The organism is Paenibacillus sp. FSL P2-0136 (assembly GCF_037975325.1).
GTDB lineage: Bacteria > Bacillota > Bacilli > Paenibacillales > Paenibacillaceae > Paenibacillus_AQ > Paenibacillus_AQ silagei.
Genome location: NZ_CP150244.1, coordinates 4,472,238 through 4,493,699, shown reverse-complemented (window position 1 = coordinate 4,493,699; position 21,462 = coordinate 4,472,238). Strand labels below are relative to the sequence as shown.

25 protein-coding genes are annotated in these 21,462 nt (G+C 55.0%); all 25 read left to right on the top strand.

The genetic code is table 11. The annotated features are described in order from the left end of the window. Positions 1 to 16: 16 nt before the first annotated feature. The 25 genes from NYE26_RS19140 to trpA all read left to right on the top strand — a co-directional run bounded on the left by NYE26_RS19140 (position 17) and on the right by trpA (position 21,460). On the top strand, positions 17 to 637 hold the full coding sequence (locus NYE26_RS19140) for a hypothetical protein (RefSeq protein ID WP_339249345.1): 621 nt from the start codon (positions 17 to 19) through the stop codon (positions 635 to 637). A gap of 27 nt (positions 638 to 664) precedes the next feature. Then, entirely contained in the window at positions 665 to 1,033 is a 369-nt protein-coding gene (locus NYE26_RS19135) for a 2Fe-2S iron-sulfur cluster-binding protein (protein WP_036727321.1), read from the top strand. Positions 1,034 to 1,095: 62 nt separating this feature from the next. Then, a complete protein-coding gene (locus NYE26_RS19130; protein ID WP_339257539.1) occupies positions 1,096 to 1,845 on the top strand; it encodes a DUF3939 domain-containing protein in 750 nt (249 codons plus the stop codon). 442 nt (positions 1,846 to 2,287) lie between these two features. Next, positions 2,288 to 3,766 (top strand): stage IV sporulation protein A, encoded by a 1,479-nt coding sequence (gene spoIVA, locus NYE26_RS19125; RefSeq protein WP_036727319.1) that lies wholly within the window; start codon positions 2,288 to 2,290, stop codon positions 3,764 to 3,766. A 354-nt stretch (positions 3,767 to 4,120) separates the two neighbouring features. After that, the gene (locus tag NYE26_RS19120) at positions 4,121 to 4,393 is read left to right on the top strand and encodes an HU family DNA-binding protein (RefSeq protein WP_019909963.1); all 273 of its coding nucleotides are present in this window, start codon (positions 4,121 to 4,123) and stop codon (positions 4,391 to 4,393) included. Between the two features lie 104 nt (positions 4,394 to 4,497). Beyond that, a complete protein-coding gene (gene mtrB / locus NYE26_RS19115; RefSeq protein ID WP_051478165.1) occupies positions 4,498 to 4,746 on the top strand; it encodes a trp RNA-binding attenuation protein MtrB in 249 nt (82 codons plus the stop codon). 107 nt (positions 4,747 to 4,853) lie between these two features. Then, positions 4,854 to 5,393, top strand: coding sequence for a hypothetical protein (locus NYE26_RS19110; protein WP_209870010.1), 540 nt, complete (start codon positions 4,854 to 4,856; stop codon positions 5,391 to 5,393). Positions 5,394 to 5,507: 114 nt separating this feature from the next. After that, positions 5,508 to 6,377 carry a heptaprenyl diphosphate synthase component 1 gene (locus NYE26_RS19105; RefSeq protein ID WP_339249342.1) on the top strand — a complete coding sequence of 290 codons (870 nt, stop codon included), beginning with the start codon at positions 5,508 to 5,510 and terminating at the stop codon, positions 6,375 to 6,377. Between the two features lie 3 nt (positions 6,378 to 6,380). Further along, positions 6,381 to 7,133, top strand: coding sequence for a demethylmenaquinone methyltransferase (locus NYE26_RS19100; protein ID WP_339249340.1), 753 nt, complete (start codon positions 6,381 to 6,383; stop codon positions 7,131 to 7,133). Further along, entirely contained in the window at positions 7,126 to 8,001 is an 876-nt protein-coding gene (locus NYE26_RS19095) for a UbiA-like polyprenyltransferase (protein WP_036727311.1), read from the top strand. The genes NYE26_RS19100 and NYE26_RS19095 overlap by 8 nt, the downstream gene beginning before the upstream one ends. Beyond that, positions 7,998 to 8,606 (top strand): flavin prenyltransferase UbiX, encoded by a 609-nt coding sequence (locus NYE26_RS19090; protein ID WP_036727309.1) that lies wholly within the window; start codon positions 7,998 to 8,000, stop codon positions 8,604 to 8,606. Before NYE26_RS19095 ends, NYE26_RS19090 begins: the two co-directional genes overlap by 4 nt. Next, positions 8,603 to 9,463, top strand: a complete 861-nt coding sequence (locus tag NYE26_RS19085; RefSeq protein WP_209870000.1) for a menaquinone biosynthesis protein — start codon at positions 8,603 to 8,605, stop codon at positions 9,461 to 9,463. The genes NYE26_RS19090 and NYE26_RS19085 overlap by 4 nt, the downstream gene beginning before the upstream one ends. Beyond that, positions 9,460 to 10,428, top strand: coding sequence for a polyprenyl synthetase family protein (locus tag NYE26_RS19080; RefSeq protein WP_076079176.1), 969 nt, complete (start codon positions 9,460 to 9,462; stop codon positions 10,426 to 10,428). Before NYE26_RS19085 ends, NYE26_RS19080 begins: the two co-directional genes overlap by 4 nt. Before the next feature lie 111 nt (positions 10,429 to 10,539). Further along, complete coding sequence (ndk, locus tag NYE26_RS19075) at positions 10,540 to 10,983, top strand: nucleoside-diphosphate kinase (RefSeq protein WP_036727303.1); 444 nt, start codon at positions 10,540 to 10,542, stop codon at positions 10,981 to 10,983. A 28-nt stretch (positions 10,984 to 11,011) separates the two neighbouring features. Beyond that, positions 11,012 to 11,815, top strand: coding sequence for a protein-glutamate O-methyltransferase CheR (locus tag NYE26_RS19070; protein WP_036727302.1), 804 nt, complete (start codon positions 11,012 to 11,014; stop codon positions 11,813 to 11,815). A gap of 108 nt (positions 11,816 to 11,923) precedes the next feature. Further along, positions 11,924 to 12,100 carry a hypothetical protein gene (locus NYE26_RS19065; protein WP_179090429.1) on the top strand — a complete coding sequence of 59 codons (177 nt, stop codon included), beginning with the start codon at positions 11,924 to 11,926 and terminating at the stop codon, positions 12,098 to 12,100. A 183-nt stretch (positions 12,101 to 12,283) separates the two neighbouring features. Continuing rightward, positions 12,284 to 13,453 (top strand): chorismate synthase, encoded by a 1,170-nt coding sequence (aroC, locus tag NYE26_RS19060; protein WP_339249336.1) that lies wholly within the window; start codon positions 12,284 to 12,286, stop codon positions 13,451 to 13,453. Between the two features lies 1 nt (position 13,454). Continuing rightward, on the top strand, positions 13,455 to 14,558 hold the full coding sequence (gene aroB, locus NYE26_RS19055) for a 3-dehydroquinate synthase (protein ID WP_339249334.1): 1,104 nt from the start codon (positions 13,455 to 13,457) through the stop codon (positions 14,556 to 14,558). Further along, entirely contained in the window at positions 14,552 to 14,923 is a 372-nt protein-coding gene (gene aroH, locus NYE26_RS19050) for a chorismate mutase (protein ID WP_076079179.1), read from the top strand. Before aroB ends, aroH begins: the two co-directional genes overlap by 7 nt. Before the next feature lie 354 nt (positions 14,924 to 15,277). Then, positions 15,278 to 16,831 (top strand): anthranilate synthase component I, encoded by a 1,554-nt coding sequence (gene trpE / locus NYE26_RS19045; RefSeq protein ID WP_339249332.1) that lies wholly within the window; start codon positions 15,278 to 15,280, stop codon positions 16,829 to 16,831. 78 nt (positions 16,832 to 16,909) lie between these two features. After that, positions 16,910 to 17,950 carry an anthranilate phosphoribosyltransferase gene (trpD, locus tag NYE26_RS19040; protein ID WP_339249330.1) on the top strand — a complete coding sequence of 347 codons (1,041 nt, stop codon included), beginning with the start codon at positions 16,910 to 16,912 and terminating at the stop codon, positions 17,948 to 17,950. Then, positions 17,940 to 18,770, top strand: a complete 831-nt coding sequence (gene trpC, locus NYE26_RS19035) for an indole-3-glycerol phosphate synthase TrpC (RefSeq protein WP_339249328.1) — start codon at positions 17,940 to 17,942, stop codon at positions 18,768 to 18,770. Before trpD ends, trpC begins: the two co-directional genes overlap by 11 nt. Then, positions 18,763 to 19,443 (top strand): phosphoribosylanthranilate isomerase, encoded by a 681-nt coding sequence (locus NYE26_RS19030; RefSeq protein WP_339249326.1) that lies wholly within the window; start codon positions 18,763 to 18,765, stop codon positions 19,441 to 19,443. Before trpC ends, NYE26_RS19030 begins: the two co-directional genes overlap by 8 nt. Then, positions 19,440 to 20,639, top strand: coding sequence for a tryptophan synthase subunit beta (gene trpB / locus NYE26_RS19025; RefSeq protein ID WP_076079183.1), 1,200 nt, complete (start codon positions 19,440 to 19,442; stop codon positions 20,637 to 20,639). Before NYE26_RS19030 ends, trpB begins: the two co-directional genes overlap by 4 nt. Further along, positions 20,636 to 21,460: a tryptophan synthase subunit alpha gene (gene trpA, locus NYE26_RS19020; RefSeq protein WP_036727283.1), complete on the top strand. Its 825-nt coding sequence runs from the start codon at positions 20,636 to 20,638 to the stop codon at positions 21,458 to 21,460. Before trpB ends, trpA begins: the two co-directional genes overlap by 4 nt. The last annotated feature ends 2 nt before the right edge of the window (positions 21,461 to 21,462 follow it).

Below are 21,462 nucleotides of genomic sequence, written 5' to 3'. Positions count from 1 at the left end.
GGGCGTGTGTAGTTTGATGGCCGGTTCAGGAATTCCTTATGTGCTGGAGACGGCACTGGGCAGCATAGCGCGGGAGTTGGATGTGATCGGGCCGGGTAAGCCGCCGGTGTGGCTGCTGGGGGGAAGCTGCGGTCTGCTGCTGCACGGGGTTCAACTGAGTGCTGCTCCGCGCGATATTGACCTCTATTGTGATTTGGAGGATACCGCGCAGCTTCATCGGGCACTGCTGAGATACACTGTCTGCGCACCGGGGGAGGATTATAGCGGAGGCTGTTACTCTCTGCGCGGGCTCTACTTCATCGGAGAGGTGAAGGTTGAGCTGGTGGGCGGATTCAGGATCGGCAGCGGCTCCGGGCAATATTCAGTGGATATCAGCAAGCTGCAGCCCTATGCCCCGGAATGTACGTTCGAAGGGAGCGGCCGCCTGGCCCTGATGCCGCTTGTCCATGAGCTGATCTTCAATCTGCTGCGCGGCAGGGAAGAACGCTGCCGGGCGATTGCGGAGCTGATGAAGCAGGATGTAGCCGGTCATCTGCCGCTTCTGGAGCAGCTCATTGAAGAGAATCATCTGGAAGCCGACGGCCTGCAGTCTAGGCTGGACGAGCTGCTGGGGATATCCGAATCTATACGTATATAACCTGATTTCAAGGAAGGAGGCTGTAAGATGAATGCGAAATCGCAAATAACGGTCACTTTCCTTCCGGAACAACGCACAGCTTCTGTCAAGCATGGGGTTACGCTGCTGGAGGCTGTGCGCAAAGCCGGAATCGTCCTGCCTACCCGCTGCGGGGGCAAGGCGGGATGCATGATGTGCAAAGTGTCCGTAGAGCGTACGGATGCCGCGGGACTCAGACCTCCTGCGGAGGCGGAGAAGCGCAAGCTTGGCAGCCTGCTGGATGAAGGCGTCCGCCTGGCCTGTCAGGCCGCTGTATGGGGCGACGTCCAAGTGCATATTCCCGAGGACCCGCTGAAGGCGGCTGTACGCCGCAGACTGGAAGCGGCGCGCCGTGGCGAATCGGAGGACTTATGGTGATGGTTACTCCCGGCGCAAATGCAACCCTAAACGAACAGAGAGGAGCCCTGCGAGTGGACTCCATGCATCTGGTGAAGCTCCGGCAGAGCCGGCACAGGTCTGCGCTGCTGCTGCCGCTGCTTGTCCTGCTGATCTTGTCTCTAACCGGCTGCATGTATCCCCGGGAGCAGCAGCAGCCCGGCAGCAGTTACCGCGAGAGTGTGAAGCGGGTGCAGGCGGCGGTCGATGATTATCAGGAGCAGAAGGGGCTGCTGCCGATCTTGACCAGCGATCAGGACACGCCCAGATACGAGAAATTCGTGATTGACCTGAATAAGCTGCAGCAGGAAGGGTACCTGGACGAGATCCCGGCAGCAGCGTTCGAGAAGGGCGGGAGCGCCCATTTTCTGGTGCTGGATGAGGAGACGGACCCACAGGTCAAATTAATGGACCTGGTGACCGTGCAGAAGGTTAACGATATCCAGCGCAAGGTGAACCTCTATAAGTCTGCGCACGGCGGGAAGCTTCCGGCAGGGGAGGAGCTGTATCCGGGCCTTGTATCTATCGATGCCAAACGGGCAGGGACAGGGACAATCAAGCTAAGCAGCGTATATTCGGGCCAGCCGCTCGGGCTCCTGATGGATCGCAGCGGGGCAGTCTATGTTGATTACGGTGCGGATATCTCCTCTGCCATTGATAAGAACGGGAGCAGTCCGGCGGCAGACCGTGACCTGCGTCTGGAGCTTACGCAGGCCTCCTATTATGTCCCCGTCAAGTCTCTCCCTTATCTGTGGGTGGATGGCCGTCCCCTCCCGCAGGCTCCGCAGGAATAGCAATATACTATTATAAATTAAGGCAGCAGTTCTCCGAGAGCGGGGGCTGCTGCTTTTTTGTATGGGGAGTCTCAGAATGGATAGTAGTTCTAGGCCGCAAGCCGCCCTCATAGACTTGATGAGAAGACTTCCGGGTGTCTTGACGCAGTGGCGAGCTAGTGGCGAGCTAGAGCGGGTATACGAAATTTCAGATGCAAAAATGCGCGGACGCTGGTCATAAATCCGTTACGGATACATATGATGATACTAGTCCAAATGCATGTCCGAGCATTCGGAGTTTAGCGCGGGGCAACCTTGCTTCGCCTCAGGCAAGTAAGCTAGGCTTCGGGCGGGCAAAGCTTAGTCCGGTGGTTGTCCTGCAAGGGTCAGTTTGCCGGCGGAACGCGAAGTCGATGCTCTTCAGGCATTTTTTCTTCGGAGTAATATGAGGAGGGGATCTCTTTTGGAAAAAGTGGATATTTTCAAGGACATTGCCGAGCGTACCGGCGGAGACATTTATCTTGGCGTCGTCGGCGCGGTTCGCACGGGGAAATCGACATTCATCAAGCGCTTCATGGAAACGATTGTTCTGCCGAACATCACGAGTGAAGCAGACCGGGTAAGAGCGGTCGATGAGCTGCCGCAAAGTGCGGCAGGCAAAACTATTATGACTACCGAGCCTAAATTCGTACCCAACAATGCGGTGCAGATTAAGGTGGCCGAAGGCCTGGAGGTTAACGTCCGGCTGGTCGATTGTGTAGGCTATGCAGTGGAAGGCGCAAAAGGGTATGAGGATGAGAATGGTCCGCGGATGATCTCGACCCCATGGTTCGAGGAACCGATTCCTTTCCAGGAAGCGGCTGAAATCGGGACACGCAAGGTCATTCAGGAGCACTCGACTCTGGGTGTGGTAGTGACTACCGACGGTACGATTGCCGAGATTCCACGGAGCTCGTATGTCGATTCCGAAGAGCGCGTGATCGCAGAGCTGAAGGAGGTCGGCAAGCCGTTCGTGCTGGTCATCAACTCCACCCGGCCGCGCAGTGAGGAAGTCCAGCAGCTCCGCAGTGAGCTTGCCCTCAAATATGATATTCCGGTGATGACGCTCAGCGCTGCGAATATGACCGAGGACGATGTGACTGGTGTCCTGCGCGAAGTACTGTATGAATTTCCTGTACATGAAGTTAATGTTAACCTGCCGAGCTGGGTGATGGTGCTGGGCGAGAATCACTGGCTGCGCAGCAGCTATGAGAATTCTGTCCGTGATACCGTGAAGGATATCCGTCGTCTGCGCGATGTGGACCGCCTGGTCTCCCAGTTTACCGAATATGATTTCATCGACCGGGCAGGCCTCAGCGGCATGAACATGGGCCAGGGGGTTGCCGAGATTGACCTCTACGCTCCCGAAGAGCTGTATGATCAGGTGCTGATGGAGGTAGTCGGGGTCGAGATTCGCGGCAAGGATCACCTGCTCCAGCTGATGCAGGACTTCTCCCACGCCAAGCGTGAATATGACCGCTTCTCGGAAGCGCTGGAAATGGTTAAGACCACGGGGTATGGCATCGCCGCACCTTCTCTGGCTGAGATGGCGCTGGATGAGCCTGAGCTGATCCGCCAAGGCTCCCGCTTCGGAGTCCGGCTGAAGGCTACGGCGCCGTCGATCCATATGATCCGGGTGGATGTAGAGTCGGAGTTCTCGCCGATTATCGGTACAGAGAAGCAGAGTGAAGAGCTGGTGCGCTACCTGATGCAGGACTTTGAGAATGACCCGATCAAAATCTGGGAATCCGATATCTTCGGCCGGTCCCTGCATTCCATAGTCCGTGAGGGCATTCAGGGCAAGATCGCGATGATGCCGGACAATGCCCGCTACAAGCTGCAGGAAACGCTGGGCCGGATTATCAACGAAGGTTCAGGCGGCCTGATCGCCATCATCCTCTAAATGAAATAGGCTTGTCCTTTGGAGCGGGAGCTTTTCCCGCTCTTTTGCTCTTTCCGGGCCCTTTCGCTGCTAGAGTGGAAAAGGGGAATTCTCCCTGGAAAGCTTCCGCTTTTACGGCATAACTGGTAGTAATAGACTGCGCAATTGCAGCGGAATGAAGGGAAACCTGCTACTTTCTGCTCCTTTTTTGAGGAACGCCTTGATATTATGGTTGGGCTGTATTACTATAAGTTTGTTGCGCTTCTAGAAGAGAGGCGCCAGTTTCTAGCATTAAACGGGATTATCACGTATATTTTACGTTGAAACGGAAAGAGTGTATGATACCGGAACTTTTAACCAGGGAGGTGAGAAGACATGAATAAATCAGATTTGATCAACGTAGTTACAGAAGCAACTGAACTTCCCAAAAAAGACGCTACGAAAGCGGTAGATGCTGTTTTTGAAGCTATCACAGGTGCACTGCAAAGCGGCGATAAGGTTCAGCTGGTTGGATTCGGAAACTTTGAAGTGCGCGAACGTTCCGCACGTAAAGGCCGCAACCCGCAGACTGGTGAAGAAATCGAAATTCCTTCAAGCAAAGTACCGGCTTTCAAACCCGGTAAAGCGCTGAAAGACGGAATCAAATAAAGATTTCTACATATCTGCCCCATAGTCCTTGAATACCAACGATGCCGCCTTCCAGGGCGGCATTTGTTTTTGAGAGAGGCTCATAAACTTTGAGGAGGATTACAATGACTGAGAAGAAGAATGAAGTGAATCCTGCACCGTCCGGCAGCGACTATATCGTAGTCAAGGCCAAGGAGAACGGTGTTCAGGTCATCGGGCTGACCAGAGGGCTGGACACACGGTTTCACCATACGGAGAAGCTGGACAAAGGCGAGGTGCTCATTGCCCAATTCACCGATCACACCTCAGCAATGAAAATCCGCGGCAAGGCTGAAATCTGGAGCAAACACGGACAATTAGAGAGTGAAAGCTGAAAAGCAGGCATAGCCTGCTTTTTTTCAAAATATAACTAGATATGGGCCGCTCTGCGGTGCCGTATAATCCTGCATAGCAGCGGAAACTATGAGTAGGGAGGCATGTTATGAACCGGAGCTGGCTGATCGGAACGGCGTTGCTGCTTAGTGCAGCTACTACCCTGCTGCTGCCGCAACTGGCCGGCAACGTTATAACTGCCCAGAGTAACTATAGCGCAGTACAGACGATAGGCCCGGATGGTCTGGTACTGGAGAATGACAATCTGGTAGATGCGCTCAGTGAGATTCCCTTCAGTCTGATGATTGACAAGGCAGGCTGGGAGAACGGGGTATTGTCTATGGATCTCAAGGTGAACGGTGATGCCCACGAACCGCAGGAGCTGTACCGCAACATGGCTCTGGCTATCGGGTTCGCGATTCAGGAGACTTCGAACGTAGACCAGCTGCTGCTGCGTGTGGTGGCAGAGGATAGGTGGCTGGATACCCGCCGCCTGCTCCTTGCCGGTGATATCCGCCGCAGCGAGTGGAGCCCCCTGCTGCAGGAGGCGCTGGAGAACGCAGGCAATTCGCCTCTTCCCGATTCGCTGAAGAACGGCTTCCGCATTAGCGAAAGCGAGCTGTGGAAAAAGCAGTTCATTTATCCCTGAACCGGGTAATTGAAACTAGAAGGCTTCACCCGTGCGTGACAAAAAAACATGTGATATAATAGACAAGATTGTGAACAATGAGTTTGACAAACGTCAATGGCTTCGGAGGCTAAAATGAAACCGTACCGCATACCGCAACTGGCTAAACCCTACACCGACTACGATATGATTCAGCGGCATACGGAACTGCCGCCGTTCTCAGACGGGCGGGGTCATTTGTTATATATTTTTCTCGGCAGGGGCCGGGGGGCAGACTTCCAGCAGGCAGAGCTGTTCACCCTGGTGACCGGACTCGTCCAGCTTGGACTGGATACCCATGAGAGCATTGACCGGAATCATGAAGAGCCCGGCGGCGATATGATGCGCACCCGCCAGCTGAAGGTTCTGGCCGGTGATTATTTCAGCAGCTGGTTCTACCATCTGCTCGCGAGACACGGTCAGGTTGAAATGGTTGGCACACTCAGCGCGGCTATCGCTGATTTCAATGTGATGAAGGCCAATCTTTACGGCAAGATGAGCGGAACGCTTGTCCCGGCCGAACAATACTTGAAGCACACGGTACAGCTCAATATGCGGCTGTTTCTTTCTTTTACACCGATGATTGAAGAGTCCCTTAGAGATATCTGGCAGAAGCTGCTCGCCGAATTCTGCCAGTGTGAGACAGCAGCCCTGGAATTGCGCCGGGGGACAGCTCCGGCAAGTGCGCTGGAAGGCTATGCTTACTGGAAGGTGATGGAGTCGGCGACCGAAGAGGAGCGTCAGCAGCTTAAGGGGCAGACTCTGGACCCCAAGGATTGGCAGAAGCTGAAGCTGAGATGCAAATGCGATACGCTGCTGACGGACAAGCTGCATAGCTCGCTCGCGTCCATTCAGTCGTTATTGCAGGGGATCAGGGACGAGGATCTGGCGGGTCAGCTTAGAGCTGCACTGGACCGCCTGCTTCTGCAAATGAAAATTTCCGGACAAGCTGCCGTGGAGGGTTAGAGAATGACAGAAGATAAAGTTACCGTAACAGGGGGGCAAGGCGACAAGCCGAAGGAGCAATTTGTCCATTCGGTATTTGAGAGCATTGCCGGCAAGTATGATCTGATGAATGATATTCTGAGCTTCCGGCGTCATAAGGCCTGGCGGAAGTTCACCATGCGCAAGATGGGCATGAAGCGCGGGGACTCGGCAGTAGACCTGTGCTGCGGTACCTGTGATTGGAGCATTGCCCTCGCGGATGCGAGCGAGACCGGAAATGTCATGGGACTGGACTTCAGCGCAGGCATGCTGGAGGTGGGACGGCGTAAGGTGGAAGCGCGCGGATTGCAGGACCGCATCTCCCTGATTCAGGGGAATGCGATGGAGCTGCCGTTCGGTGATAATTCCTTCGATTACGCCACGATTGGCTTTGGACTTCGTAATGTGCCTGATCCCGTACAGGTGCTGAGTGAGATGAAGCGCGTGGTGAAGCCCGGCGGTATGGTGGTCTGCCTGGAGCTGTCGAAGCCGATGAAGCAGCCGTTCAAAGGTATTTATTATTTTTATTTCCAGCGTGTGCTTCCGCTGCTCGGCAGGCTGTTCGCCAAGCGGTATGAGCAATATAAATGGCTTCCTGAATCACTGGCACTCTTCCCGGACAGGAAGCAATTAGAGGAGATCTTCCGGGATACCGGACTTACAAAAGTGGAATCGTTCCCCTTGAACGGTGGCATCGCGGCGTTACATCTTGGACTCAAGGAGAACTGTAATGTTTAAGAAAATCGGTATTTTTCTACAAATGATTAAATTCGAACACACGGTTTTTGCTTTACCTTTTGCCTTTATGGGGGCCTTGCTGGGTTCAGTAGTTATGTTTGGGGAACTGCCCTCCTGGAGCCAGATCGGATGGGTGGTTGTTGCTATGTTCGGCGCACGCAGCGCGGCTATGGGGCTTAACCGGCTGATCGACCGGATCAGTGATGCGAAGAATCCGCGGACAGCGGGCAGAGCCATTCCGGCAGGATTACTGAAGGTTGGAGAGGTAACGCTGTTCATCGCGTTCTCGTTCTTTTTGCTGTTCTGGGCAGCCTTCAAGCTCAATCCGCTGTCAGCTAAGCTGCTGCCGATTGCTGTTTTTCTGCTGGTCCTCTATTCCTTTACCAAACGCTTCACCTGGGCCTGTCACCTGATTCTCGGGCTCACCATTGCCCTTGCGCCTCTCGGCGGCTGGGTTGCGGTTACAGGAACAGTGGACTTGACTGCTATGATCTTCTATTTCACGATCGTATTCTGGACAGCAGGCTTTGATATCATCTACTCCTGCCAGGATGTGGACTTCGACCGCAAGGAAGGACTGTATTCGATTCCGGTGCGCTTCGGGGTGGCCCGTGCGCTGGGGATTGCCAAGGTCTTTCATCTGCTGACAGCCCTGGGCTTCATCTCTCTCTTGTTCATCACGGAACTGAGCTGGTGGTATGTGGCCGGCATGGTGATTGCTTATATTATTCTGTTCTATGAGCACTACATTGTGTCTCCGGGTGATCTAAGCAAGCTGCAGACCGCCTTCTTCACCATGAACGGTGTACTTAGCATTGTGGTCTTTTCCTTTACTCTGATTGACCTGGTGGTGCAGTTCTACAAATGACCGAACTTAAGCCTAAGAACTTCGTGGTTGGCATTACCGGTGCGAGCGGGGCGATCTACGGCATCCGGCTGACAGAGACCCTGCTGTCCCTCGGTTATACAGTACATCTGGTTGTCAGTAATGCAGGCTGGCGTGTCTTCAAGGAGGAGCTGGGTTATGCCGTAACTGACCGGGAAGGACTGCTGAATGAGCAGTTCGGCAGCTATCCCGGTTCTCTTCTGTATCACCCGGTACAGGATATAGGCGCTTCGATTGCCAGTGGCTCCTTCCGGACAGAGGGAATGATTATTATGCCCTGCTCGATGGGAACACTGTCTGCTGTAGCACATGGCAGCTCGGACAATCTGATGACACGGGCAGCGGATGTCATGCTGAAGGAGGGCCGTCCGCTCGTTCTGGTGCCCCGGGAGACACCGCTGCATGCGATTCACCTGGAGAATATGCTGAAGCTGTCGCGGATGGGCGTCAAGCTGATTCCGGCAATGCCGGCGTTCTATTACGGTCCTGCCACCATGGATGATCTGGTCAATTTCATGGTGGGCAAGGTGCTCGACAGCTTCGGGATTGAGCATACTTTATTTCGCAGATGGGGGGATGAAGGGTGACAGACCTGGAACACACCGTCATCGGCAAAATCAGTTATACCAATTCATGGCCGGTCTATCATTATTTCGATCCCTCTTCTTTAAGCTTTCCTGCTGAAATGGTGAGTGAGGTGCCTGCTGTGCTTAACCGGGGCATGGCAGCAGGAGATATTCATGTTGGGGCTTTATCCTCCTTTGCATATGCAGCGGCCAGCGACCGGCTGCTGCTGCTGCCCGGTCTGTCCGTCAGCGCGGACGGTCCGGTGCGGTCAATATTTCTTTTCTCCAAAAAGCCGTTACAGCAGCTTGGCAGCGGAACGATAGCCGTGACGAATACTTCGGCTACCTCGGTCAATCTGCTGAAGATCCTGATGCACAAGGCCTTAGGCACTAGTCCGGAGTACATTAGCAGCGATCCCGATCTGAACACTATGATGCAGCAGGCGGATGCCGGGCTCCTGATCGGAGACCATGCCATCCGCGCCTCCTGGCAGGATCAGGGCTATGAAGTAACGGATCTGGGCGAGCTGTGGAAGGAATGGACGGGCCACAGTATGACCTTTGCTGTGTGGGCGGTCAACCGCAGGGCTGCAGCCCTGAATCCTGAGGCCATTGCCGAGATTGCTGAAGCCTTCGAGCGGAGCAAGAGACGCGGCCTGAATGAGCTGGGACCGGTAATTCACGAAGCCTGCTGCACGATCGGGGGCACGGCCTCCTATTGGAGAGATTACTTCCGTAATTTATGTTATGACTTTGGGGAAAGGCAGCAGGAAGGTCTGAACCTCTATTTCCGCTATGCCTATGAAATGGGCCTGCTGCCGCAGGAAGTGAAGATGGAGCTTTGGAGCCACAATCTGCTGACACGGGTGAAAGAATGAAGCGACTGCAAATATTCGGCTTGCTGAACAAAGATATGGATCAGATTGAGAAAGAGCTGTACCGCAGTGTCCAGGGGGATGATGACCTGCTGAGCGAGACCTCGCTGCATCTGCTGAGAGCTGGGGGCAAGCGGCTCCGGCCGGTATTCGTTCTGATGGGCGGCAAATTCGGGACCTATGATCTCGATAAGCTGAAGCGCGTCGCGATTCCGCTGGAGCTGATTCACAGCGCCTCACTGGTCCACGATGATGTCATTGACGATGCGGAGCTCCGGCGGGGAGAGCCTACCGTCAAGGCGAAATGGGGCGACAAGATCGCCATGTACACCGGCGACTATATTTATGCCAAGGCACTCGTGATGACTTCAGGGCTGAAAAATCCCCTGATTCATCAGATTCTCTCCAAAGCCATGGTAGAGATGTCCATCGGAGAGATGGAGCAGATCCGCGACTTCTTCAACAGCGGACAGAGCGTGCGCCATTATCTGCGGAGAATCCGCCGTAAGACAGCGCTGCTGATTGCCGTCAGCTGTCAGCTTGGCGCTCTGGCTGCAGATGCGGAGCCGGGTACTGCCAGGCTCCTCTACAATTACGGATATAACGTTGGGATGGCGTTTCAAATCCGTGATGATCTGCTCGATCTCTCCGGAACGGAGAAGCAAATTGGCAAGCCGCCCGGAAGCGATATGCGGCAGGGGAATATCACGCTGCCTGTCATCTACAGTCTGCAGGATGAGCGGCTCCGCGGCCGCCTGCTGGAAGAGCTTGAAGCGATTCGTGAAGGGAACAGAGGGGTCGGACGCGCTATTGATCTGATTCTCTCCGGCGACGGGATTTCCCGTGCGGAGGAGCTGGCTTCCCGTTATATCGCCAAGGCGCTGGATGCGCTGGAGCAGCTGCCAAGCAACCGGACCAAGCGCAATTTGCGCGATATCGCCTTTTTCGTAACAGGCCGGGCTTATTGAAAATATAAGAAATTATCTGCAAATTTACGTTCACAGATGCCGGGGTTTCTGATAATATCAGACCATAAACAGCCCATTCATTTAGAATAAGGGAAATTGGAGAGTGACTCTATGGAACAAACGTATCTGATGATCAAACCGGATGGTGTACAGCGCGGACTAATCGGACGCATCGTCGCCCGCCTGGAAGACAAGGGATTCAAGCTGGTCGCTGCCAAGCTGATTACCGTTACTGAGGAGCAGGCCAAGAAGCATTATGCGGAGCATGACGGCAAGGATTTTTTCCCGGAGCTGGTAAGCTTCATTACCTCCGGCCCTGTGTTCGCCATGGTGTGGGAAGGCGATGATGTCATCGCATTATCCCGTCTCCTGATCGGCAAAACCAAAGTCGGTGAGGCCCTGCCAGGCACCATCCGCGGGGATTATGCCAGCCATACTCCGCTTAATCTGATCCACGGATCGGATTCTCCGGACAGTGCAGCACGTGAGATCGCCAATTTCTTCGCTCCGGATGAGCTGGCACAGTATCATAAAGACATCGCGGCCTGGATGTAAGCATCCAGGCAGGAGACAGGAGATTATTATGGCTGAACGTGAAGAATCCTCATTAACCCCGGACCCTGATTACACCGGATTTATTCATAATATCAAACAAAGCACAGGTATTGACCTTGCGCAGTATAAGGAAGCACAGATGAAGCGGCGGCTGACGACGCTCCGTATGAAGAACGGCTACAATACCTTTAACGAGTTCTATGCGGCAATGATGAAGGACAAGGCTCTGTTCTATGAGTTCCTGGACCGCATGACCATCAATGTCTCCGAATTCTGGCGGAATCCGAACCGCTGGGAAGTGCTGAGGGATGTGATTCTGCCGGATCTTCAGCGCTCCGGCCGCAGACTGAAGCTATGGAGTGCCGCCTGTTCAACGGGAGAAGAGCCTTATACGCTGGCGATGATTCTCTCGGACAAGAATATTCTGGCCCAGACCGGCATTCTGGCTACAGATATTGATGACGGGGCGCTGGCCAAAGCGAAGCAGGGGATCTATCTGGAGCGCTCCTTGAAGGATGTGCCCAAAGATGTGGCAGACCGGTATTTTACACCGGAAGGCCCTGTCTTCAAGGTCAGTGAAGGACTGAAGAAGAATATCGATTTCCGCAAGCAGAATCTGCTGCTGGATAAATTCGACGAAGGCTTCGATCTGATTATCTGCCGCAATGTCATGATCTACTTCACCGAAGAAGCCAAGAATAAGCTGTATCACAAATTCTCGGCCAGTCTGCGGCCCGGGGGCTATCTGTTCGTGGGCAGCACGGAGCAGATCTTCACACCGGCGCAGTATGGCTTCGAGTCGACCGAAACCTTCTTTTACCGCAAGAAATAGCCGTAGTCTGGTGGAGTCTCCCTTGGTGCAGGGTATACTTTAGGCGCTTTTCAGTGATACTGGGAAGTAGGAAGAAACCTAACGCCAAGTGAAAGGTCGTTAACCCAGATGGACAAAAGCAAGGTCATCACCGCCTACCGGCGGGGGTTCCTCACCGTCCGCGAATGCGGGCAGATTCTCGGCATCGAGGAGCTGCAGCTCCAGAGCCTGCTTACTGCGGAAGAGGGCAGAACCGGCGGCCGCCTTCCCGCACCAGGCAGCGACAGTCTGGAGACAGGCTCCTGAACGGGGGAGCACAGCAGCGCCGCTTCTACTCGAAAGAGCAGGAGCGGCGCTTGTTTTGTTCTGATGGAAGCGGCGGGCCCGTCTATTGCTTTCTTGTCAAAGCGGAGAGCCTATACTATAATAAGCAAAGACATTTAACATTTTAGCGGTTTACAGTCCAAAAGTGTGAAGGGGGAACGCAGCATGAGTTTGCGCTATTTAACAGCGGGGGAGACGCACGGCCCCCAGCTTACAGCCATTATTGAGGGATTGCCCAGTAATTTGACACTTGACTTTGAAGAGCTTAATTTCCAGCTGCACCGGAGACAGAAGGGCTACGGCCGCGGACGCCGGATGCAGATTGAGAAGGATACTGCCCAGATTGCCGGCGGTGTACGCCACGGCTATACTACCGGAGCTCCTGTAGCGCTGATAGTCGAGAACAAGGACTGGACACACTGGAAGAACATTATGAACATTGAGCCGATTCCGGGCAGTGATGAAGAGAAGCGCCGGGTGAACCGTCCGCGTCCCGGTCATGCGGACCTGAACGGCGGACTTAAGTATAATCATACCGATCTGCGCAACGTGCTGGAGCGCTCCAGCGCCCGTGAGACGGCAGCAAGAGTAGCTGTAGGCGCGGTTGCCCGTCAGCTGCTTGCAGCCTTCGGAGTGAAGATTGCCGGACAAGTCATCCGGATCGGAGAGATTGAAGCACCGGCTAACGATCTGCCTATCGATGAGCTGATTACCCGGACTGAAGAATCCTCTGTGCGGGTAGTGGACAAGGAGACGGAGCAGAAGATGGAGGCTTACATAGACAAGATCAAGGAAGAAGGCGACTCCATCGGCGGGATTGTGGAATGTATTGTCGAAGGTCTGCCTATTGGCCTTGGCAGTTATGTACAGTCCGACCGCAAGCTGGATGGTGCCATCGCCGGAGCCGTGATGTCGATCAATGCCTTCAAGGGCGTGGAGATCGGGATCGGCTTCGAAGCCGGGAAGCTGCGCGGCTCACAGGTCCATGACGAGATTATGTATGAAGCCTCACAGGGTTACTTCCGGGCGAGCAACCGGCTGGGCGGGTTCGAAGGCGGAATGACCAATGGAATGCCGGTGGTCGTCAGAGGGGTAATGAAGCCGATCCCGACGCTGTACAAACCGCTGCAGAGTGTGGATATCGACACGAAGGAGCCGTTCACAGCCCAGGTGGAGCGCTCAGACGCCTGTGCCGTTCCGGCAGCTTGTGTCGTACTGGAGAGTGTAGTAGCCTGGGAGATTGCTAAGGCGTTCCTGGATAAATTCGGCGGTGACTCTCTGGAAGAGATCCGCGCGAACTACAATAATTACCTGGCTCAGCTGGAGAGCTACTAAGATGCGCAGCATTACTGTTGACTTAGGGGAACGTTCTTATCCGATTTATATCGGCAGCGGTCTGCTGCAGAGTATCGGCGAACGCTGCACCGAAGCCGGATTCGCGCAGCGCAGCCCGCTGCTGGTGGTCAGTGATACCGAAGTAGCGCCGCGTTATCTGGAGCAGGTAGAGACTTCCCTCCGCAGCAGCGGATATACGGTGGTCAGCCATGTCATTCAGGCGGGTGAAGCTTCGAAGTCACTAGCCGTCTATGAAGAAGTCATTACCACAGCGATTCAAGGCGGTCTGGACCGCAGCTCAGCCGTGCTGGCGCTTGGCGGGGGAGTCGTTGGCGATCTGGCCGGCTTCGTTGCTGCATCTTATATGCGGGGAATCGGGTTCATGCAGATTCCAACGACCATACTCGCCCATGATAGCAGTGTAGGCGGCAAGGTGGCCGTTAACCATCCGCTGGCCAAGAATATGCTGGGAGCCTTTTATCAGCCATCTATGGTGTTATATGATCTGGACACCTTAACTACGCTTCCACCCCGGCAGGTCGCTTCAGGCCTGGCTGAGGTGGTCAAGCACGGGCTGATTCTGGACCGTGAGTTCGCTTTCTGGTGCCAGGGGCATGCAGACAAGCTGCTGGCACTGGACCCCGAGGCACTGGGATATGCGCTGGAACGCGGCTGTGCCATCAAGGCGGAGGTCATCGGCGGTGATGAACGCGAGCACGGACAGCGTGCGATTCTGAATCTGGGGCATACCATCGGACATGCCATTGAAGCTGTCGGCGGCTATGGCACCTTCCTGCATGGAGAGGCGATTGCGATCGGGATGGCCGGATCTGCTCTGCTCGCAGCGAAGCTGGGCCGGGACAGACAGATCTACGAGGACACAGTGTCCATGCTCACCGCCTTGTCGCTGCCCACCCGGCTTCCTTCGCAATACAGCGGGGAAGAACTGATGGAAGCGATGATGCATGACAAGAAATTCAAGGAAGGCCGAATGACTTTTATCGTGCCGGAGGCCATTGGTGAAGTAAGTATCATCAGTGATGTGCAGGCAAGCGATGTCTCAGAAGTCATAGCCCAGCTTAAGAAGGAGGGGAGCCCATGGTGAACCGGGGCATACGCGGTGCAACGACCGTAACCCAGAATGAAGAGACGGAAATTTTACGTGAAACGGTGATCCTGCTGAGGGAAATTGTGGAGCGCAATGATGTGATCGCAGAGGATATCTGCAGTGTGTGGATTACGATGACTGCTGATCTGGATGCAACCTTCCCGGCACGGGCGATCCGTGAGATCGAAGGCTGGGAGATGGTTCCGCTGATGTGTTCCGTGGAGATCCCTGTGAAGGGCAGCCTGCCGAATTGCATCCGCCTGATGGTGCAGGTGAACACCGACAAATCCCAGCGCGATATCCGTCATGTGTATCTGAATGAAGCCCAGCGGCTTCGCCCGGATCTCTCACAGAGCAAGTAATAAATTATAGCCCGCGGGGTTGTCAATGACTACCGTCATCATGTATAGTGAAGTTAGCCGAGTAAAGCAGAGTTTAGAATGAGTTGAGTAGAGTATAGTTGAGCTGAGTGTAGGACCTATTTCAGAGCAGACCCTTGATTGTCAGTGTTCTTTTTTGGTATACCTGTATAGCCGTAACTTATGATGAGTTGCATCTGCGCTATTCCTGTATCCATGGAGGAATTTCTAGCATTCGATTGGGTTCATGCCGGTCCGAGGCGCTAATTCACATACTGACTATCAACAAACCTCTACTCCGGTAGAGGTTTTTCTGTATTTCGGACAATATCCGTTATCCCCTAGGAGGTTACCCAAGTGACGAATCCGAGCATTGAAGAAGTGGTGTCGCTGTCGCGCGAATACAATCTGATCCCGGTCGTAACAAGATTGCTGGCTGATATGGAAACGCCGATCCGGCTGTTCCAGCGGTTTGCAGAGCAGGATCGCGCATTTTTGCTGGAGAGTGTAGAGGGCGGCATTCAATGGGCGCGTTATTCTTTTATCGGCAGTGATCCGTTCCTGATGATCTCCGGCAAAAAGGGGAAGATCCAGGTGGAGGTCGGCGGCGAGAAAAAACAGCTGTCCGGCAAACCTGTCGAGGAGCTGAAAGCGCTGCTCCGTTCCTACCGCAGTCCCAAGCTGGACGGTATGCCGCCGTTTACGGGCGGAGCGATCGGATTCTTCGGCTACGATCTGCTGCAGTATTATGAGAAGCTGTCCGCGCATGCGGTAGATGACCTGAATATGGATGACATCCGCTTCATGTTCTGTGACCGCATTATCGTCTTCGATCATGTGAAGCAGCAGATCCTGCTCGTGGGCAATCTTCATATCAAGGATGGCGATACGGATTCGGATATCCGGGCTAATTATGAGGAACTGAGCAATCGCTTAGTGAATCTGGCAGAGGAGCTGCAAAAGGAAGGCCCAAAGGAGAACGTCAACCGCCGCAGCATTCCGCAGGATATCGAGCTGGGAGAGATTCACTCGAATCTCACCAAGGAACAGTATATAAGTAACGTAGAGCAGGCCAAAGAATACATCCGTGCCGGAGATATCTTCCAGGTGGTGCTGTCACAGCGGATGCATATCGAGACCGAGGTCTCTCCGCTGCATGTGTACCGGATGCTGCGCATTCTGAACCCATCCCCTTATATGTATTATCTGAAAATGGATGAGGAGATCATCGTCGGCACCTCGCCGGAAGCGCTGGTCAAGGTGGACGGCGGACGGGTGGAGACCCGGCCGATTGCCGGAACCCGGCCGCGCGGAGCGAGCGCGGCAGAGGATCATCAGCTCGCCGCAGAGCTGATGGAGGACGAGAAGGAACGTGCGGAGCATCTGATGCTGGTCGACCTGGGCCGCAATGATCTCGGCCGGGTCTCGAAATTCGGCAGCGTGAAATGCAATACATTTATGGAGATCGAGAAGTACTCGCATGTCATGCATCTGGTCTCGAATGTGACCGGAACGCTGGCAGAGGATAAGGATTTCTTCGATGCCTTCCTCTCCTGCCTTCCGGCAGGTACGGTATCAGGAGCGCCGAAGCTGCGGGCGATGGAGATTATTGCCGAGCTGGAGCGGGAAGCCCGCGGGGCTTATGCCGGAGCGATCGGATATCTCGGCTTCTCCGGGAATATGGATTCCTGCATCACGATCCGTACGATTATCTTCCGCAAAGGCCGCGCTTATGTGCAGGCTGGAGCAGGAATCGTCTGGGATTCTGTGCCGGAGAAGGAATATGAGGAGACAGTGAACAAGGCCAAGGGAATGCTGAAAGCAATCCGAATGGCGGAAGCGATGTTCCCCGCTGAAACGAAGGAGAAGCAGGTCATTAACCAGGATTATATGTATGAATATACCCCGTGAACCGGGAATTAGCAGAGACGAGATCAGAAGAGCAGAGAATGCTCCATAAAACTTAAAAATTTTAGGAGGACATGAACTATGGAAGCAAGCCAGTTACTACAATCAGGAATTGCCGGTTTAATCGAGGGAAAGGATCTTACCCGTACACAGGCCCGCGAGATTATGGGCACGATTATGGAAGGTGCAGCTTCACCCGCACAGATCGGATCGCTGTTGACCGCGCTGCGGATCAAAGGCGAGACCGTTGAAGAAATCACCGGCTTCGCAGAGGCGATGCGCGGTTTCGGCACACAGGTGCTTACCGAGCGGAGCCAGCTGCTGGATACCTGCGGCACGGGCGGCTCCGGTATTCATAAATTCAATATCTCCACAGCTTCGGCGATCATCTCTTCCGCTGCTTCTGTAAGAGTGGCGAAGCATGGCAACCGTTCGGCGTCCGGGAGAGCGGGCAGTGCAGATGTGCTGGAAGCGCTCGGCGTCAATATTCATCTGAATGCAGAGCAGGCGCGGCAATGTTTGGACAGTATCGGCATCTGCTTCCTGTTCGCTCAAATCTATCATCCGTCCATGAAGCATGCCGCTGCTCCCCGCCGTGAGCTGGGTGTGCGGACGGTCTTCAATATGCTGGGCCCGCTGACCAATCCGGCCGGAGCAGACCGGCAGCTGATGGGTATTTATGACCGCAATAAGACAGAGACGGTTGCCAAGGTCCTGGGTGAGCTCGGCTCCAAGCGGGCGATGATTGTGAGCAGCCTGGACGGCCTGGATGAGATCAGCATCTCGGCACCGACGCAGGTCTCCGAGCTGAAGCAGGGCATAGTCACCACTTACGAAATTACACCGCAGGAGCTTGGCCTCAGCCAGCATCCGCTGGAGGACGTCATGGGCGGCGATGCTGCTGAGAATGCGGCGATTATCACTACAGTGCTGGAGGGTAATATCAATCCGTACCGTGATATCGTACTGGCGAATGCCGGGGCCTGCATCTATGTCGCCGGTCTGGCGGATACACTTAAGGAAGGCGTGGACCGTGCCAGAGAGGTTGTGGATTCAGGGGCGGCCCTGCGCAAGCTGGAACAGTTAAAAGCGATGACAAAGGAGCTTGATTATGTATCTTGACCGGATTGTTGCCACGAAAGTGAAAGAGGTAGAAGCGTTAAGCCAGCAATTCTCGCTCGCCGCGGCGGAGCGCTCCATTGCCGCATTGCCTGCTACCAGAGGCTTCCGCAGCGCTCTGACTGAACGCCGGAACCGGGAGATGGGGCTGATCGCCGAGGTGAAGAAGGCCTCGCCGTCCAAGGGGCTGATCCGGGCCGATTTTGATCCGGTGACGATTGCCCGGGGCTATGAAGCGGCAGGAGCCGATTGCCTGTCCGTGCTGACGGACAAGGATTATTTTCAGGGCAGCGGCGTGTATCTGCAGCAGGTAAGAGAGGCGGTGAAGCTTCCGCTGCTGCGCAAGGACTTCATTATCGATGAGAAGCAGATCTACGAGGCCCGCCTGCTTGGCGCGGATGCGATTCTGCTGATTGCGGCCATTCTGACCCCGCAGCAGCTCGCAGGGTTCACCGACTCCGCTGCCGCGCTTGGACTCGATATCCTGATTGAGGTCCATGACCGCACTGAACTGGAGACGGTACTGTCTACTGGTAAGGCTGAACATCCCGGCGTTCTGCTGGGCATCAATAACCGGAATCTCAAGACGTTCGAAACCTCACTCTCCGCTACGGAGGAGCTGGCAGCTTTGCTGCCCGCCGGTCTTCCGGTAATCAGCGAGAGCGGGATTACCGGGCCGGAGGATATTGCGTATCTCCGCAAGACACGGGCAACCGGTGTGCTGGTCGGAGAATACCTGATGCGCCAGCCGGATGTAGAGCAGGCGGTCCATCAGCTGCTCGGTCCGCTTCCTGCCGGGAAGGACCGTGTGCAACGTGACTGAACCTCTCGTAAAAATCTGTGGACTTCAGGGCGTTGAAGTGCTAAAATCTATGAATAGTTTGCCGCTCGATTATGTGGGCCTGGTGTTTGCACCCAGCCGCCGGAGGGTTACTGCGCAAACGGCTGCGGAGCTGATTGCAGAGCTGGGCAACTGGAAGTCTGAGCCTGCGCCCCGCCCGGTGGGCGTATTCGTTAACCCCGGCCTTTCCGAGCTGGCAGAGCTGCTGAGAACTGTACCGCTGGATGTTGTGCAGCTTCATGGACAAGAGAGTCCGCAGTTCTGCGCGGAGGTCAAGGCGGCTTTTCCCCAGGTTAAGGTCTGGAAGGCCCTTTCGGTAGCCGGACGTAATCCTGAAGCAGGGGATGAGGTTCAACCTCTGCTGGACAGCTATGCGGGCACCATTGATGCGCTGCTGCTGGATACCTATGATCCGCAGGAGCGCGGCGGTACGGGCCGCACATTTGATTGGGAGCAGATTCCCTTATACCAGCAAGCGGCGGCGAAGCATGCGCTGCCTTTATTTATAGCCGGAGGCTTGCATCCGGACAATGTGAACGAGCTGCTGGACGGCTACGCCCCTTATGGCGTGGATGTCTCCAGCGGAGTTGAGAGTAACGGCAGTAAGGACATTGCCAAAATGACAGCTTTCGTAGAAAGGGTGAAGCAATCATGATACAAGTACCGGACAAAAATGGACGTTTTGGTTCTTTTGGAGGCCGCTTCGTTCCTGAGACCTTGATGACTGCACTGATCGAGCTGGAAGAGGCTTACAATAAATTCTCGGCAGACCCGGCCTTTCAGGAGGAAATAGATTATCTGCTCAAGCAGTATTCGGGCCGCGAGACCCCGCTGTATTATGCAGAGCGGCTAAGCAAGGAGCTTGGCGAGGCCAAGATCTATCTGAAGCGGGAGGACCTCAATCATACAGGCGCCCACAAGATCAACAACGCTATCGGACAAGGCATCCTGGCCAAAATGATGGGTAAAACCAAGGTGATTGCCGAAACCGGCGCAGGCCAGCACGGAGTAGCGACAGCTACGGTAGCCGCCTTGCTGGGTATGGAATGCAAGGTGTTCATGGGTGAAGAGGATACCCGCCGCCAGGCACTGAATGTCTTCCGCATGAAGCTGCTCGGGGCAGAGGTTATTCCGGTGACCTCCGGCTCCAGAACGCTGAAGGATGCCGGGAATGAGGCGCTCCGCTACTGGGTGAGCAATGTGGAAGATACGTTCTATGTGCTTGGCTCTGCGGTTGGTCCCCATCCGTATCCGATGATGGTCCGCAACTTCCAGCGGATTATCGGGGATGAGACCCGCCGCCAGATTCTCGAAGCGGAAGGGCGTCTGCCGGATCTGCTGGTTGCTGCAGTGGGCGGAGGCAGCAATGCCATCGGCATGTTCTATCCGTTCATGGAAGATGAGCAGGTGGCGATGATTGGTGTTGAAGCTGCCGGCAAAGGAGTAGACACTCCGTTCCATGCAGCAACCATGAGCAAGGGAAGCCATGGCGTGTTCCAGGGCTCGCTGAGCTATCTGCTGCAGGATGAGCATGGACAGGTCATCGAGGCCCATTCCATATCGGCCGGACTCGATTATCCGGGCGTGGGGCCTGAGCATTCCTATCTCAAGGACATTCACCGTGCCCAGTATGTGCCGGTGACCGATGCGGAAGCGCTGGATGCGCTGAAGCTGCTCTGCGTGACGGAAGGGATTATTCCCGCTCTGGAATCAGCTCATGCCATTGCCCATGTGGTGAAGCTTGGCAAGACGCTGACCAAGGATGATATTGTGGTGATCTGCCTGTCAGGACGCGGCGACAAAGATGTGGAATCCATTATGGCTTATACGGAAGGGGCGGAGCAGCAATGACAACCGAAACGACGAACCGGATGGACCTGACATTTAACCGGCTGAAGGCGGAAGGCCGTACTGCCCTTATTCCGTTCTTAACCGTAGGCGATCCTGATCTTGAGACGACGCTGGATATAATTGCCGAGCTGGAGGCAGCGGGAGCGGATATTCTGGAACTGGGCGTTCCATACTCCGATCCGCTGGCCGACGGTCCGGTCATCCAGCGGGCGTCTGCAAGAGCACTGCGCAGCAAGGTTCATCTGCGCACCTGCATGGAGACGGCGCTGAAGGCCCGGCAGGCAGGCAGTGAACTGCCGTTCATCCTGTTCACGTATTACAATCCGGTGATGCAGCTGGGGCTGGATACGTTTTTTGCGGAGCTGAATGCCCATGAGATTAGCGGGTTGATCATCCCTGACGTGCCGGTGGAGGAATCGGAGGACCTGCGTGCACGCAGCCGTGCCGCCGGAGTGAATCTCATTCCGCTCGTGGCCCCGACCTCCAGCGAACGGATTGCCCGGATCGTATCCGGCGCGAGCGGCTTCGTCTATTGCGTATCCTCGCTCGGTGTAACCGGGGAGCGCTCAAGCTTCCACAGCGGAGTAGATGAGTTCATTGCGTCCGTCCGCCGGTCTACGGACCTGCCTGTTGCTGTAGGATTCGGGATCTCCACTGGAGAACAGGTATCCCGTTTTGCGAAGATCTGTGATGGTGTAGTAGTCGGAAGCGCCATTGTCCGCAAGGTGGAGGAGGTTATTCCCCTGTTGTCCCAGCCGCAGACGAGAAGCGCCGGACTGTTGCAAATTCGTGAATTTGTGGCACAATTAAGACCTAATTAATA